The organism is Micromonospora sp. NPDC005257 (assembly GCF_042872445.1).
Lineage (GTDB): Bacteria > Actinomycetota > Actinomycetes > Mycobacteriales > Micromonosporaceae > Micromonospora.
This window is the reverse complement of sequence record NZ_JBIAKL010000007.1, coordinates 321,925-337,555: the sequence shown is the minus strand read 5'-3', so window position 1 is coordinate 337,555 and position 15,631 is coordinate 321,925. Positions and strand designations below refer to the sequence as shown.

The following is a 15,631-nucleotide window of genomic DNA, read 5'->3' as shown; positions in this document are numbered from 1 at the left end:
GCCGCTGCTCGCGGCCGCGGGCCTCGCCGAACGTGTTCCCTGGCCCGCCGAGGTTGACGGTACCGTGCGAGACATGCAGAACCCGTTGACCCCCGAGGTCCTGGCCGATCCGGTGGCGCTGACCCGTGCCCTGGTCGACATCGAGTCGGTATCCCTCAACGAGAAGGCGATCGCCGACTGCGTCGAGGAGGTGCTGCGCGGTGTGCCGCACCTGACCACCTACCGGCACTCGAACACCGTCATGGCTCGTACCGATCTGGGACGGGCGCAGCGCGTGGTGCTCGCCGGCCACCTGGACACCGTCCCGCTCAACGGCAACTTCCCCTCCTCCATGCGCGGCGACCTGATGTACGGCTGCGGCACCTCCGACATGAAGTCCGGGGTGGCCTTCGCGCTGCATCTGGCGGTCACGCTGCCCGACCCGCGCTACGACGTCACGTACTTCTTCTACGAGGCCGAGGAGATCGAGTCGAAGTACAACGGGCTCACCCTGGTCGCGCAGAGCCACCCCGAGTGGCTGGAGGCAGACTTCGCGGTGCTGCTGGAGCCGACGTACGGGATCGTCGAGGCGGGTTGCCAGGGCACCATGCGGGCGGTCGTCACCACGCACGGCGAGCGGGCCCACGCGGCGCGCTCCTGGCACGGCGTGAACGCCATCCACGGCGCGAGCGAGGTGCTGCGCCGGCTGACCACGTACGAGGCCCGCCGGGTGACCATCGAGGGCTGCGACTACCGCGAGGGCCTCAACGCGGTACGGATCACCGGCGGGGTGGCCGGCAACGTCATCCCCGACCGCTGCGACATCGAGATCAACTACCGGTACGCCCCGGACCGCGACCCGGCGGGCGCCGAGGCGCACCTGCGCGAGGTCTTCGCCGGCTTCGAGCTGGCGGTCACCGACGCGGCGGCCGGTGCGCCGCCCGGGCTGGACAACCCGGCGGCGCAGGAGTTCCTGGCGGCGGTCGGCGCCGCGCCGATCGGCAAGCTGGGCTGGACGGACGTGGCGCGGTTCGCGGCCATGGGCATCCCGGCGCTGAACTTCGGCCCCGGCGACCCGAACCTGGCGCACCACAAGGACGAGCACGTCGAACTGACCAAGATCCGGGACGGCGCGGCCACCCTGCACCGCTGGCTGGCCCCGGCCTGACGAGCTGAGATCCCGGGGGCCCGCTCCCACCGTGCGGGCCCCCGGGATCGTCAGACGCTCGTCGTCAGAGGCGCGTCCGCCTCGCCGGTCTCACCGGTGAGGTCGGACCGGTGGGTCTCCATCATCCGGGCGCGACGGCGCTCGGCCACCACGTCGCGGATCCGCCGCTGCATCTGACGGCGTATCCGGATCATCTCGCTGTTATTGATCAACGCAGGCTCCTCCCCCGAAGGCGCGTCGCCCGGGCATACCGGGTATGTGAATAGTAAGACGTACGTGCGACCGAATTAGTTGCCCGGATCCCAAAGATTTCTCCGGCTCCCGGGCCCGCGCGCCGCGCCGGTGCCGCTCTACTACGGTGGCCCCATGGGCGAGAGCAGGGGAATGTCGGCCGGGCGAGGCCAGTCGGGGGAGCGGAACCGGGGAGAACGGCACCGCGGCGCGGTCACGCTGCGAAACCGGGCGATTCCGACGAGTACGGCGGATCAGCGGCTCCTCGACTCCCGGGGCCGCAGCGACTGGAAGACCAAGGACGCCTGGCGCGCGCTGCGGATCCTCTCCGAGTTCGTGGAGGGCTTCGACACCCTCGCCGACCTGCCCCCGGCGGTGAGCGTCTTCGGCTCCGCCCGCAGCAAGCCGGACAGCCCGGAGTGCCGGATGGCCGAGGAACTGGGCGGCGCCCTGGCCCGGGCCGGCTACGCGGTGATCACCGGCGGCGGCCCCGGCGTGATGGAGGCCGCCAACCGGGGCGCCGGTGAGGCCGGCGGCCTCTCCGTCGGGCTCGGCATCGAGTTGCCGTTCGAGCAGGGCCTCAACGACTGGGTCGACCTGGCCATCGACTTCCGCTACTTCTTCGTCCGCAAGACCATGTTCGTCAAGTACGCCCAGGCGTTCGTGGTGCTGCCCGGCGGCTTCGGCACCCTGGACGAGCTGTTCGAGGCGCTCACCCTGGTGCAGACCCGCAAGGTGACCCGCTTCCCGGTCGTGCTGATGGGCACCGACTACTGGCGAGGGCTGCTCGACTGGCTGCGCGCCACAATGGCCGCCGAGGGCAAGATCGGCCCGGCCGACCTCGACCTGATCCGGCTCACCGACGACGTCAACGAGGCGGTCCGGCACATCGTGGAGGCCGAGGCGGTGCTCTCCGCCGAGCAGGAGGCGGTCCGCGAGGAGGCGGTCGCCCGGCTGACCGACGACCAGCGCGCCGCCGCCGAGGCTGCCCCCGAGGGCCCGGCGGGACGGAGCTGACCCGTGGCGAACGTCTGTGTCTTCTGCGCGTCCTCCCGTACCCTCGACGCCCGCTGGCTGGCACTCGCCACCGAGACCGGTGAGGAGCTGGCCCGGCGCGGGCACACGCTGGTCAGCGGCGGCGGCTGCGTCGGGATGATGGGCGCCGTGGTGCAGGGCGCGCGGGCGGCCGGCGGGCGCACCGTCGGCGTCATCCCGCAGTCCCTGGTCGACCTGGAGGTCGCCGACCTGGACTCCGACGAGCTGCTGGTCACCGACAGCCTGGCCAGCCGCAAGACGCTGATGGACGAGAAGTCCGACGCGTTCGTCGCGCTGCCCGGCGGCCTCGGCACGCTCGACGAGCTGTTCGAGGTCTGGACCACGGCCACGCTCGCCCTGCACGCCAAGCCGATGGTGATCGTCGACGTGGACGGGTTCTACCGGCCGCTGCTCGACTGGATCCGCGGGCTCGGCGAGCAGCGGTTCCTCAAGCCGGCCGCGCTGGACCTGCTGCTGGTCGCCGACAGCGTGCCCGCCGCCCTGGACCTGATCGACGCCCGCCTGACCTGACCGCCTCGCGCCCGCCTCCCGCCCCGCCTTCGCCTCCCGCTGGCCTTTCGCCTCGCCGATCGGTGTCAGCGGGGGTGGCGGTTGTCGCGCGACCTGGGATGAGCTGCGGCGCGCGGAGTGGACGTCGGTTTCCGGGTGTCGTACCGGCGTGGTGGGATGTCGGTGATGCAGGCGTACCGGTTGGTGCGCCGGCCCGGCGGCGCGGGGGCGGGGGTCACCCACGACGCCGGGGCGGGGCAGGGGGTGGGTCGGTCCGACGGGCCGGCCGAGGCGGAGCCGCGATCCGGGGGGTCGGCGGGCGATGCCGCGCACCCGGAAACCGCCCCGCCGCACCAGCCCGGGAGCACCTCGCCGAAAGCCGTGGCCGGACAGGGCACGAACGCTGATCCGGTGCAGGCCCAGGTGATCGCGCACACGGACGGGCCGATGCTGGTGGTGGGCGGTCCCGGCACCGGCAAGACGACGACGCTCGTCGAGGCGGTGGCCGCCCGGGTGGCCGAGGGCGTCGACCCGGAGCGGATCCTCGTGCTCACCTTCGGCCGGCGCGGCGCCACCGAGCTGCGCCACCGGATCGAGGCGCGGATCGCCGGGGGCGGACACCGGGTGATCCGGGAGCCGCTGGTACGGACGTTCCCGGCGTACGCGTTCGGGCTGCTGCGCCGCGCGGCGGCCGAACGTGGTGAGCCGTCGCCCCGGCTGCTCACCGGTCCGGAACAGGATCTGATCATCCGGGAACTGCTCGACGTGGTGGGGGAGGAGCCCGGCGACGACCCGGTCGGCTGGCCGGAGGACATGCGTCCCGCGCTGCGTACCCGGGCGTTCGCGCAGCAGCTCCGCGACCTGCTGATGCGTGCCGCGGAGCGTGGCGTCGGCCCGGTCGAGCTGGCCCGGCTGGGCGAGAGGCTGGGCCGCGCGGACTGGCCGGCCGCCGCGCGCTTCCTGCGGGAGTACGTGGCCGTGCTCGCCCTGCGCGACGTGAGCAACCGGGGTTCGGTGGCGTACGACCCGGCGGAGCTGGTGCGCGCCGCCACCGGCATGCTGCTCGACGATCCCGAGCTGCTCGCCGCCGAGCGCCGCCGTCTGTCCCACGTGTACGTCGACGAGCTGGCCGACACCGATCCGGCCCAGCTCGACCTGCTCGCCGTGGTGGCCGGAGGTGGACGGTCAGTCGTGGCGTTCGCCGACCCGGACTCGTCCACGTACGCGTTCCGCGGCGCAGACCCGGCGGGTGTGACCACGTTCCCGCACCGCTTCCGCACCGCCTCCGGTGCGCCGGCCGCACAGGTCACGCTCACCACCTCGTACCGGGCCGGGCCGGAGCTGCTGGCGGCCACCGCCCGGCTGGCCCGGCGGCTGCGCGGCCCGGCGGCGCACCGGCGGCTGCGCCCGCTGCCCGGCGCCCGGGCCGGGGCGGTGGAGGTGCGGACGTTCCGGTCCGCCACCAGCGAGTCGGCGTGGCTGGCGCACGCGTTGCGCGAGGCGCACCTGCTCGACGGTGTGCCCTGGGCCCGGATGGCGGTGCTGGTCCGCTCCACCGGCCGGCAACTGCCGTCGCTGCGGCGCGCGCTGCACACCGCCGGCGTGCCGACCGTCGTGCACGGCGAGGACCTGCCGCTGCACCTCCAGTCGGCGGTCGCCCCGCTGCTGCTCCTGCTGCGCTGCGCGCTCGAACCCGACCGGCTGGACGAGGAGGCGGCCGTCGCGTTGCTGCACTCGCCACTCGGTGGCGCCGACCCGCTGGCCGAGCGGCGGCTGCGCCAGGGCCTGCGGGCGCTGGCGCTGGCCGCCGGTGACCGCCGTCCCTCCGGTGACCTGCTGGTGGAGGCGTTGCGCGACAGGGCCGAACTGGCCACCATCGAGCGTCGCTGGGCCGCGCCCGCGCAGACCGTGGCGCACCTGCTCGCGACCGCCCGGGAAACGGCCGGTCGGCCCGGCGCCACAGTCGAGGACGTGCTCTGGGCGGTGTGGCGGGAGAGCGGGCTGGCCGAGCGCTGGGCCGGGGCGATCACCCGGGGGCGGGCGGCCACCGGCGAGCACGAGACCGCCCAGCGCTGGCGGGCCGAGGCCGCCGACCGGGACCTGGACGCGGTGCTCGTGCTCTTCGACGCGGCGGCCCGGTTCACCGACCGGTTGCCCGGCGCGCGTACCGAGGTGTTCCTCGACCACGTCCTCGGGCAGGAGCTGCCCGCCGACACGCTCGCCGCCGCCGCCGACCGGGGCGACGCGGTACGCCTGCTCACCGCACACGCCGCCAAGGGCCTGGAATGGGATCTGGTCGTGGTGGCAGGGGTGCAGGAGGGCGTCTGGCCGGACCTGCGCCTGCGCGGCAGCCTGCTCGGCTCGGAGCGGCTCGTCGACGTGCTCGCCGGTCGCGCCGACGGGGCCGGGCTGCGGGCCAGCCTGGTCGGGCAGACGTCCGCGCTCCTGGACGAGGAGCGGCGGCTGTTCCACGTCGCCATCAGCCGGGCGCGGCGGCGGCTGCTGGTCACCGCCGTCGCGTCCGCCGCGGTCGGCGGCGACGACCACGAGGAGCAGCCGAGCCGCTTCCTGCACGAACTGGCCGCCGCCGACCCACCCGCCACCGGCGGAACCGGCCCGAACCCGACCGGCCCGACCGGCCCGGCCACCCGAGGGCAAGCTTCGGACGGGCCGGTGCCGCACGGGGACGAGCATCCGCAGGACGGGTCGCCCGCCGCGCTCCCGGTCACCCTCCCGCCGCGTGGGCTCACCCTGTCCGCGCTGGTGGCGGAGCTGCGTACCGCAGTCACCGACCCGGCGACGCCGGTCATCCGGCAGCACGCGGCGGCGGGTGAGCTGGCGCGGCTGGCCGCCGCCGGGGTGCCCGGCGCGCACCCGGACGACTGGTGGGGGTTGCGCGGCCTGTCCGACGACCGGCCGCTTGTCGACGAGGGCGAGCCGGTGCGGGTCACCCCGTCGGCGATGGAGAGCGCGCTGCGGTGCAGCCTGCGCTGGCTGCTGGAACGGCACGGCGGCAGCGGCCCGGCGAGCGCTGCGCAGGGCGTCGGCAACCTGGTGCACGCCGCCGCCATGCTCGCGGAGGACGCGAGCGTCGACCGGGAGGCGTTGCTGGAGTACGTGGCCGCGCGGTTCGACGCGATCGAGCTGGCCGCCCGGTGGATGGCCGGTCCGGAGCGGCAGCGCGCCGAGGCGATGGTGGACAAGCTGCTGCGCTGGCTGGCCGGCAACCCGCGCCGGCTGCTCGCGATCGAGCACGAGTTCGCGGTCCGCCTCGACGATCCGTCCCGCCCGATCGAGCTGACCGGCCGGGTCGACCGGCTGGAGGTCGACGCCGAGGGGCGGCTCGTGGTGATCGACCTGAAGACCGGCAAGTCGACGGCGGTCACCGAGCGGGAGGTGGCCGAGCATCCGCAGCTCGGTGCGTACCAGGCGGCGGTGGAGGCGGGCGGGTTCGCCGAGTTCGGCGAGGAGCCGGGCGGCGCCGCGCTGGTGCAGCTCGGCACCGGCGCGCGTGACGCCAGGGAGCAGACCCAGGCGGCGGCCGGGGAGGGCCCGGAGGCCGGGTGGGCCACCGCGCTCGTGCGCCGTACCGCCGACACGATGGCCGCCTCGACGTTCGCCGCCGTGGCCAACTCCAAGTGCCGGGTCTGCCCGGTACGCACCAGCTGCCCGGTCTCCGGCCAGGGCCGCCAGGTGGTCGAGCCACCACCGGACAACCAGCCGTGAGCGCGAGGAGTGAGCCGGTTTTGCCAGCCCCGCAGTCGCGAACAAGGACCGGGCCATGACTGTTCAGCCGGCGCTGTTCGGCGCCTCCGCCACGCCCGCGCCGCGCGCCGCCGACGCCGGGCCCCGCTACACGCCTGTGGAGCTGGCCAAGCTGCTGCGGCTGCCCGCGCCGACCCGGGAGCAGGCCGCGATCATCGCCGCGCCGGTGGAGCCGCTGCTGGTGGTCGCGGGCGCGGGCTCGGGCAAGACCGAGACGATGGCCGCGCGGGTGGTCTGGCTGGTCGCCAACTCCTACGTACGTCCCGAGCACATCCTCGGCCTCACCTTCACCCGCAAGGCGGCGGGCGAGCTGGCGCACCGGGTCCGGACCCGCCTCGACCAGCTCATCCGGCGGCTCGGCCGGCAGGGGCGGGACCCGCACGACGACCCGCTGGCGGGCGAGCCGACGGTGTCCACCTACCACTCGTACGCCGGGCGGATCGTCACCGAGCACGGGTTGCGGGCCGGGTACGAGCCGACCACCCGGCTGCTCACCGAGGCGTCTCGCTGGCAGCTTGTCGATCTGCTGGTGCGCAACTACGACGGCGACATGTCCGAGGTGGACCGGATGCCGTCGACCATCACCGACGCCGTGCTGGCGCTCGCCGGTGAGCTGGACGAGCACCTGGTCGACCCGGACGAGCTGGCCGCCTGGACCGGCCGGTTCTTCGCCGACGTGCAGTCCCGGCCCGGCCGGGTCTACGCCGACGTCCGCAAGGCGCTCCAGCTCCAGCGGACCCGGCTGAAGCTGCTGCCGCTGGTGCGCGCGTACGCCCGGCGCAAGGACGACTTCGAGGCGATGGACTTCGCCGACCAGTTGGCCCGCGCGGCCCGGGTGGCCCGCGACCACCCCGGCGTCGGCGTGATCGAGCGGGACCGGTTCCGGGTGGTGCTGCTCGACGAGTACCAGGACACCAGCCACGCCCAGGTGGTGCTGCTCAACGCGCTGTTCGGCGGCGGCCACCCGGTCACCGCGGTCGGCGACCCGTGCCAGTCCATCTACGGCTGGCGCGGGGCCAGCGCGGGCACGCTCGACCGGTTCCCGGCCGAGTTCGCCCGCACCGACGGCAGCCCCGCCGACGTGCTCAGCCTGACCACGAGCTGGCGCAACCGGCCGGAGATCCTCGGCGTCGCCAACACGCTGTCGGTGCCGCTGCGGGCCGCCGGCGCGCGCGTGCCGGAACTGCACGCCGCGCTCAGCGTCCGCGACCCGATCCCGCACCGCACGCCGGGCGGGCAGGCCGGTGGCACCGTGCACTGCGCGCTGCTGGAGACGTACGCCGACGAGGCCGACTGGATCGCGGACAGCGTGCTGGCGGCCTGGCGGGGCGCGGCCGGAATGTCGGGTGCGCTGCCCGAGCACATCCCCGCCGACCGCCGCCCGACCACAGCGGTGCTGGTGCGGGTGCGCAGCCAGATCCCGGCGATCGAGGCGGCGTTGCGCGCCCGCGGGCTGCCGGTCGACGTGGTCGGCCTGGGTGGGCTGCTGGACACCCCTGAGGTACGGGACGTGGTGTGCACGCTGCGCGTGCTCGCCGACCCGACCGACGGGGCGGCGCTGCTGCGGCTGCTCACCGGCGCGCGCTGGCGGATCGGCCCGCGTGACCTGGTCGCCCTGCACCGCCGGGCCCGCGCGATCGCCCGCAGCCGCCGGGAGGTCACCGGCGACGAGGGCCCGGAGATCATCGTGGACGCGCTGGACGAGGCGACGCTCGTCGAGGCGCTGGCCGACCTGGGCCCGGCGCAGGCGTACTCGGCCGAGGGCTACGCGCGGCTGCGCTCGTACGGGATGGAGCTGGCGCTGCTGCGCTACCGGCTGGACCAGTCGCTGCCGGAGCTGATCGCGGACATCGAGCGGACCATCGGGCTGGACGTCGAGGTGGCGGTCCGGGCAGGGCGGGACGGCGCCGGGGACGCCGGGCTGGCCCGCGCCCACCTGGACGCGCTCGGCGACGTGGCGGCCCGGTTCAGCGGTGAGACGCCCGGCGCCACGCTCGCCGGTTTCCTCGCCTACCTGGCAGCCGCCGAGGACGAGGAGCGCGGGCTGGCGCCGGGCGAGGTCGAGGTGGTGGCCGGCGCGGTGCAGGTGCTCACCGCGCACGCCGCGAAGGGCCTGGAGTGGGACGTGGTGGCGGTGGCCGGGATGACCCGGGGCGTCTGGCCGGGGCCGGTCCGCAACTCCGACCACTGGCTGGGCGGGCTGGGCGTGCTGCCGTTCCCGCTGCGCGGCGACGCGGACGGGCTGCCCGAGCTGGCCCTGCCCGAGGCGGAGGACCAGCGCGCGGTGGCCCGGTCGCTCACCGAGTTCACCGACGCCTGGCGGGCGCACGACGAGCGGGAGGAGCGCCGCCTGGCGTACGTGGCGGTGACCCGCCCCCGCCGGCTGTTGCTCTGCTCCGGCTACTGGTGGGGGGAGGGGACGAAGCGGTTCCGCGGCCCGTCGGTGTTCCTGCGCGAGGTGCACGACGCCTGCCTGGCCGGCCCGGGCGGGCACGTGGTGGACGCGTGGACGCCCGAGCCGGCCGGGGACGCGGTGAACCCGACCACCGAGACGGTGCTGCGGGCCGAGTGGCCGGCCGACCCGCTCGGCGCCCGCCGGCCCGCGCTGACCGAGGCGGCGGCGCTGGTCCGCCGGTATCTGGCCGACCCGGAGGCGGCCCGCCGTGAAGCGGCCCTGATCGCCTCGACCGGCGCGGCGGATGATGCCGAGGTGACCCGCTGGCGGCGGGAGGCGGATCTGCTGCTCGCCGAGCGGGCGGAGCTGGCCCGGCAGGCCGAGGCGGTCGAGGTCGAGCTGCCCGGCCAGCTCTCGGTGACCCAGCTCGTGGCGTTGCGCCGCGACCCCGAGGCGCTGGCCCGGACGCTGCGCCGCCCGATGCCGGCCGAGCCCAACCCGTACGCCCGGCGCGGCACCGCGTTCCACGCCTGGCTGGAGCAGCGCTTCGGCGCCGACCGGCTCCTCGACGTGGACGAGCTGCCCGGCGCGGCGGACGAGGACGCGGCGCCGGACGAGGCGCTTGTCGAGTTGCAGGAGCGCTTCCTGGCCAGCGAGTGGGCCGACCGGGTGCCGGTGGAGGTGGAGGTGCCGTTCGCCACAGTCATCGCGGGAGTGGTGGTCCGGGGCCGGATGGACGCCGTGTTCGCCCGTCCGGGCGGGCGGTACGACGTGGTCGACTGGAAGACCGGGCGGCAGCCGGCGGGCCGGGAGGCCGACGCGGCGGCGGTGCAGCTGGCGGTCTACCGGCTGGCCTGGGCGGAGCTGGCCGGGGTGCCGGTGGAGCGGGTCGGCGCCGCGTTCCACTACGTGCGGGACTCCGCCACGGTCCGCCCGGCCGATCTGCTCGACGTGGACGGGCTGGCCGCGTTGGTGGCCGCCGTGCCGGAAATCCCGGGGGATCTTCCGCAGCACGCGAACCCGTGATACGTTAGCCGGGTTGCAGTTTTGGTTTCCAGAGACTCTGTGTGCGCCTGGCGGATTGTGGCCCCAGGCGCGCTTTGTTGTGTCCGGAGTTCTCCGGGCGGGGCGACCAGCAGCGACAAGCACGCCGCGTATTCCACGCGCGGGGTGCTCCTCTCCGGCCCGCAACACGTGCGGGCCGACCGTTCCGTCAAGGAGACGAAACACATGGCAATTGGCACCGTCAAGTGGTTCAACGCTGACAAGGGCTTTGGCTTCATCACCCCGGACGACGGCGGCGCCGACGTCTTCGCCCACTTCTCGGCGATCCAGACCTCCGGCTACCGGAGCCTGGACGAGAACCAGCGGGTCGAGTTCGAGGTGACCCAGGGCCAGAAGGGCCCGCAGGCGGAGAACATCCGCCCGCTCTGATCTTCGGATCAACCGGCACCACCACCGCGCCCTCTCGGGCGCGGTGCACGGGCCGGCCCGCCTCTGCTGGGCCGGCCCGTCCCTTCGGTTCGTGCTTGTGACCACCGGTGACGCCGGTGACGCGCCGTAACCCGGCGCCCCTCCTCGACACGTGCCGCGTCGAGGAAGGCTTTCCGCATGACCACGACCCTGCCCACGTTCGCCGCCACCGGCCTGGCTCCGGCGCTCATCTCCGAGCTGGCCGCGCAGGGCATCTCCGCGCCGTTCCCGATCCAGACGGCCACGATCCCGGACTCGCTCGCCGGCCGGGACGTGCTCGGCCGGGGCCGTACCGGCTCGGGCAAGACGCTCGCGTTCGGGCTGCCGCTGCTGCACCGTACGGCCGGCCGCCGGGCCCGCCCGGGCCGCCCGCTCGCGCTGGTGCTCGTACCCACCCGGGAACTGGCCGCGCAGGTCACCGCCGCGCTCACCCCGTACGCCGCCACGCTCGGACTGCGCTGCGCCACGGTGGTCGGCGGGCTCTCGCTGACCCGGCAGGCGGCCGCGCTGCGCGCCGGCGCCGAGGTGCTGGTCGCCACGCCGGGCCGGCTGCACGACCTGATCGACCGCGGGGACGCCCGGCTGGACCAGGTGACCATCACCGTGCTGGACGAGGCGGACCAGATGGCCGACATGGGCTTCCTGCCGCAGGTGACGAAGCTGCTGGAGCAGGTCGCGCCGGGTGGGCAGCGGATGCTCTTCTCGGCCACCCTGGACCGCGGCGTGGACCGGCTGGTCCGCCGGTTCCTGACCGATCCGGTGACGCACTCCGTCGACCCGGGCACCGCCACCGTCACCGCGATGACGCACCACGTGCTGCACCTGGAGGCGGACGACAAGCAGGCCGCGCTGGCGCACATCGCCGCCCGCGAGGGCCGCACCATCGTGTTCATCGCCACCAAGCACCGCGCCGACCGGGTGGCCCGCCAGTTGCTCGCCAAGGGCGTACGCGCGGCGGCGCTGCACGGCGGCAAGTCGCAGCCGCAGCGCACCCGCATCCTGGAGCAGTTCCGCACCGGTCAGGTCACCGCGCTCGTGGCCACCGACGTGGCGGCCCGGGGCATCCACGTCGACGGGCTGGACCTGGTCGTCAACGCCGACCCGCCGGCCGAGGCGAAGGACTACCTGCACCGGGGCGGCCGGACCGCGCGGGCCGGAGAGTCGGGCACCGTGGTCACGCTGGTGCTGCCGGAGCAGCGCCGCGACGTGGCCCGGCTGATGAGCACCGCGGGCATCAACCCCAAGACCACGCGGGTACGCCCCGGCGACGGCGAGCTGACCCGGCTCACCGGCGCCCGGGAGCCGTCCGGCGTGCCGGTGACCATCACCGCGCCCGCCGCCGCGCACCCCGCTCAGGCGACCCGTCCCCGCCGTCGCCCGCGCCGCCGCTGATCGCAGTCCCGCCTCTGCCCGGTCTCGCATCCGGGTAGCTCGCGTCCGGCCACCCGTGCCCGACCTGGCCGCGTCCGACCTGGCTGAGCGTCCCGGCTCGGCGGTCCGGCCGGCCCGGTCCTGAGTCGGGAATCAGTCGACTTTCGGTCGCCTGCCCGACTGCGCAACGGACATGTGTCCCCCATGCTGTCGCATGGGGGACCGGTCGGGGGGTCGGCCGGACGCGGAGGGAGTGGTCATGGCGGGGGACGTCGGCTCAGGCGGAGCGCGGGAAGTGCTGCTGGTGCTCGCGGTGGCGGGGGCCGGCCTGGCGCTCGCGGCGGTGGCCGCGTTCGGGCCCTGGCGGCCGTCGGACGGCGGCCCGGCGGATCGTGGCGCCGCCCGCAGCTTCACCTCCGGGATGAGCGCCCCGCACACTCGACAGCCGGGGGCCGTCCTCGACCCGGCGCAGCCGCCGGCGCCGTGACCGGACGAGCGTCAGGGCGCCGTGGCCCGGTCGCTCAGCAGGTCGGCGAGCGTGGTCCGGTCCACGACCAGGGCGATCGCGCCGTCGACCGCCAGCCACACGTCTCGCAGCCCGGTGGCCACGCCGTGGTAGCCGGTCCGGTCGGCGGGTATGCCCCGGACGCTGGTGATCGCGCCGCCCACCGCGCGCAGCACGTCGCCCACGCTGATCTCGGCCGGCGGGCGGGTCAGCGCGTACCCGCCCTCGGTGCCGCGGTGGCTGTTCAGCAGTCCGGCCCGCCGCAGGTCGAGCAGGATGCCCTGGAGGAAGCTGAGCGGGATGTCCTGGCTCTCGGCCAGGCTCGCCGCCTTGACCAGCTCGCCGCCGCCGGCTGCCGGGTCGCCGGGGGACCCGGCGGCGTCGGCGACGGCGAGCATGGCCCGGAGCGCGTAGTCGGCGCGCGCGGAGATGTACACGACGTCAGTTGCCGGCCTGGTCCAGCACGCCCCAGCGGCGGCGGATCGCCTTGTCGGCTGCGCCGAACGCGGTGTCCACGAGCAGGCCCACCACCAGGATGACGATCATGATGGCCATCAGGCGGGGCGCCTCGCTCAGCTCGCGTGCGTAGGTGAGCTGAGCGCCGATCGAGGTGCGGGTGGCGATGACCACCAGCAGCTCACCGGCCATCAGGCTGCGCCAGGCGAACGCCCAGCCTTGCTTGAGCCCGGCCACGATGGCGGGCAGCGCGGCCGGCGCGATCACGTACCGGTAGAGATTGAGCCCGCGGGCGCCCAGGTTGCGGCCGGCGCGGACCAGCAGCGGCGGCACGTAGTCCACGCCGTGGATGACGCCGTTGGCGACCGACGGCGCGGCGCCGAGCACCACCACGAAGAAGATCGCCTGCTCGCTGAGCTGGAACAGCAGGATGGCCAGCGGGAACCAGGCGATCGACGGCATTGTCTGCAACGCAGTGATCATCGAGCCGAGCGCGGCCCGGAGCACCTTGACCCGGGCCACCGCCAGGCCGAGCAGCAGGCCGACCGCGACCGCGGCGGCGAAGCCGACCGCCGCCCGCCGGGCGGTGGTGGCCAGGCCCTCCCAGAGCGCCGAGCTGAGCAGGTACTCGCCGAGGTCACCGAAGACCACCGCCGGGCCGGGTAGCGCCCACGGCTCCTTCCACCCGGACCAGACCACCGCCTGCCAGATCGCTACCGCGAGCGCGAGCGCGGCGAACTTGGGCCAGGTGGCCGACCACAGGCGGCGTACCGTGGACGGTCCCTTCTCCCGGCCGGCGATCTCCAGCGCGTCGAGTCCGGAGATCTCCGCGTCGGCCCGTGCCGACGCGGACATGGTGTCACTGGCCATGCCGGCCCACCTCCTTGCGCAGCCGGTCGGTGACCTCGGCGGCGATGGCCGAGACCTCCGGCGAGTCGATCCGCCGGGGGCGCGGCACGGCGACCTCGGTGGAGTAGATGATCCGGCCGGGCCGGCTGGAGAGCAGCACGATGCGGTCGGCGAGCCGGGCCGCCTCGCGGACGTTGTGCGTGACGAAGAGGACGGTGAGCTTGCGCTCGGTCCAGATCCGCTCCAGCTCGTCGTGCAGGATGTCGCGGGTCATCGCGTCCAGCGCGCCGAACGGCTCGTCCATCAGCAGCACCGGCGTCTCCAACGCGAGCGTGCGGGCCAGCGCGACCCGCTGCCGCATGCCGCCGGAGAGCTGGTGCGGCCGCTTGCGGCCGAACTCGGACAGGTGAACCGTGCGCAGCAGCTCGGCCACCCGTTCCTTGCGCTGGTCGCGGGGGAGCCCGCGCAGCTTCAGCGGCACCTCGACGTTGCCCTCGACGGTCAGCCACGGGAACAGCGCCGGCTCCTGGAACATCAGGCCCGGGGTGACGCCCTCGCCCAGCTCGACCGCGCCGCCGCTGGCCCGGTCCAGCCCGGCGACCAGGTTGAGCAGCGTGCTCTTGCCGCAGCCGGACGCGCCGACCATGCAGACGAACTCGCCCGGCGCGATGTCCAGCGACAGCCCGTCCAGCGCCAGAACCGCCTGCTCGCCCTGGCCGTACACCTTCGTCACGCCGCGCAGCGCGACCGAGCCGGTCGCGCTGCGCGGGGTCGTGTCCGTCGACGTCACGGCTGGCTGACCTCGGCCTTGCCCTGCGCCTTGAGCACCTCGTTGAGGTACTTCAGGTCGTAGAGGCCGTTGAGGTCGACCGGCTGGGTGAGCCCGACCGCGACCGCGTGGTCCAGGCCGGCCTTCAGCGACGACGGGATCGGGTCGTTCGTGAACTCCAGCGTCGGCCACGCCTGCTTGATCAGCTTGAGGTCCAGCGGCTTGCCGGTGATCTTGCCGATGTGGTCGGAGACGGCCTGCTGCGCCTCGTCCGGCTTGGTGTTGACGAACTCGTTCGCCGCGACCTGGCCCTCGACCAGCTTCTTCACCAGGTCCGGGTGCGCCTTGAGGAACTTGGTGCTGACCAGCAGGTTGGTGATGACGAACTTCTTGTCCGGCCAGAGGTCGCGCTCGTCGACGAGCACCTTGCCGCCGGCGTTCACCAGCCGGGAGACGAACGGCTCGGGCACCCAGGCGCCGTCGATCGCGCCGCTGCCGAACGTCTCGACCGTCTGCGCGTTCTCCTGCGGCACGACCTTGACGTCGCCGCCGCCCTCCTTGGTGGTCTCCAGGCCCTTCTCCTTGAGCCAGTAGCGCAGCGCCACGTCCTGGGTGTTGCCGAGCTGCGGGGTGGCGATCTTCTTGCCGCGCAGCTGCTCCACCGAGGTGATGCCGGGCTTGACCACGAGCGCGACGCCGCCGGACGCGGCGCCGGAGATGACCCGGACCGCCTCGCCCTTGGACTTGGAGAAGGCGTTCACCGTCGGGTTCGGACCGATGTACGTGGCGTCGAGCGCGCCGGAGAAGACGGCCTCGATGGCGGCCGGGCCCGCGTTGAACGTCTTGGTGTCCAGCTTGACGTCGCTGCCGAGCTTCTCGGCGAAGATCCCCTTCTCCACGCCGACCACGGCCGGGGCGTGCGTGATGTTGGGGAAGTAGCCCAGGCGCAGCGTTACCGGGCCGGACGCGGCGCCGGCGTCGCTGTCCTCGCCGCAGGCGGCGGTGGTGCCGAGCGTGGCCGCGCCGAGGGCGGCCAGGGCCGCGAGGGTGGCCAGGCGGCGCAGGGGAAGCCGTCTCATCGAATGTCCAATCCGCAGTATTCCTATTTAGTTGGTAGGAAGAGTG

The 15,631-nt window shown here is 74.4% G+C and carries 13 protein-coding genes; 8 read left to right on the top strand and 5 right to left on the bottom strand.

What is annotated here, in order from left to right; all coding sequences use genetic code 11:
- Positions 1–73 precede the first annotated feature (73 nt).
- Positions 74–1,147, top strand: coding sequence for a succinyl-diaminopimelate desuccinylase (gene dapE / locus ACFYO8_RS17695; RefSeq protein WP_354871661.1), 1,074 nt, complete (start codon positions 74–76; stop codon positions 1,145–1,147).
- Positions 1,148–1,197: 50 nt separating this feature from the next.
- Here dapE and ACFYO8_RS17690 read toward each other — a convergent pair whose 3' ends face one another.
- Complete coding sequence (locus ACFYO8_RS17690; protein WP_354871659.1) at positions 1,198–1,359, bottom strand: hypothetical protein; 162 nt, start codon at positions 1,357–1,359, stop codon at positions 1,198–1,200.
- A gap of 154 nt (positions 1,360–1,513) precedes the next feature.
- On the opposite strand from ACFYO8_RS17690, the gene ACFYO8_RS17685 reads away from it, so the two are divergent.
- The 7 genes from ACFYO8_RS17685 to ACFYO8_RS17655 all read left to right on the top strand — a co-directional run bounded on the left by ACFYO8_RS17685 (position 1,514) and on the right by ACFYO8_RS17655 (position 12,414).
- A complete protein-coding gene (locus tag ACFYO8_RS17685; RefSeq protein ID WP_387188238.1) occupies positions 1,514–2,395 on the top strand; it encodes a TIGR00730 family Rossman fold protein in 882 nt (293 codons plus the stop codon).
- A 3-nt stretch (positions 2,396–2,398) separates the two neighbouring features.
- Entirely contained in the window at positions 2,399–2,944 is a 546-nt protein-coding gene (locus ACFYO8_RS17680; RefSeq protein ID WP_354871656.1) for a TIGR00730 family Rossman fold protein, read from the top strand.
- Positions 2,945–3,109: 165 nt separating this feature from the next.
- Positions 3,110–6,649: an ATP-dependent DNA helicase gene (locus ACFYO8_RS17675; protein WP_354871717.1), complete on the top strand. Its 3,540-nt coding sequence runs from the start codon at positions 3,110–3,112 to the stop codon at positions 6,647–6,649.
- A gap of 55 nt (positions 6,650–6,704) precedes the next feature.
- Complete coding sequence (locus ACFYO8_RS17670; RefSeq protein ID WP_354871654.1) at positions 6,705–10,109, top strand: UvrD-helicase domain-containing protein; 3,405 nt, start codon at positions 6,705–6,707, stop codon at positions 10,107–10,109.
- Between the two features lie 204 nt (positions 10,110–10,313).
- Positions 10,314–10,517 (top strand): cold-shock protein, encoded by a 204-nt coding sequence (locus tag ACFYO8_RS17665; protein WP_013288421.1) that lies wholly within the window; start codon positions 10,314–10,316, stop codon positions 10,515–10,517.
- A gap of 177 nt (positions 10,518–10,694) precedes the next feature.
- Complete coding sequence (locus ACFYO8_RS17660) at positions 10,695–11,948, top strand: DEAD/DEAH box helicase (protein WP_354871651.1); 1,254 nt, start codon at positions 10,695–10,697, stop codon at positions 11,946–11,948.
- Between the two features lie 238 nt (positions 11,949–12,186).
- Positions 12,187–12,414 carry a hypothetical protein gene (locus ACFYO8_RS17655; protein WP_354871649.1) on the top strand — a complete coding sequence of 76 codons (228 nt, stop codon included), beginning with the start codon at positions 12,187–12,189 and terminating at the stop codon, positions 12,412–12,414.
- 11 nt (positions 12,415–12,425) lie between these two features.
- Here ACFYO8_RS17655 and ACFYO8_RS17650 read toward each other — a convergent pair whose 3' ends face one another.
- From ACFYO8_RS17650 to ACFYO8_RS17635, 4 genes are read right to left on the bottom strand one after another with little or no spacing between them, the layout of a single operon-like run.
- Entirely contained in the window at positions 12,426–12,869 is a 444-nt protein-coding gene (locus ACFYO8_RS17650) for an Rrf2 family transcriptional regulator (RefSeq protein WP_354871647.1), read from the bottom strand.
- 4 nt (positions 12,870–12,873) lie between these two features.
- On the bottom strand, positions 12,874–13,758 hold the full coding sequence (locus tag ACFYO8_RS17645) for an ABC transporter permease (RefSeq protein ID WP_354871645.1): 885 nt from the start codon (positions 13,756–13,758) through the stop codon (positions 12,874–12,876).
- Entirely contained in the window at positions 13,748–14,527 is a 780-nt protein-coding gene (locus ACFYO8_RS17640) for an ABC transporter ATP-binding protein (RefSeq protein ID WP_354871643.1), read from the bottom strand. The genes ACFYO8_RS17645 and ACFYO8_RS17640 overlap by 11 nt, the downstream gene beginning before the upstream one ends.
- Positions 14,524–15,585 carry an ABC transporter substrate-binding protein gene (locus ACFYO8_RS17635; protein WP_355095174.1) on the bottom strand — a complete coding sequence of 354 codons (1,062 nt, stop codon included), beginning with the start codon at positions 15,583–15,585 and terminating at the stop codon, positions 14,524–14,526. The genes ACFYO8_RS17640 and ACFYO8_RS17635 overlap by 4 nt, the downstream gene beginning before the upstream one ends.
- Positions 15,586–15,631 lie beyond the last annotated feature (46 nt).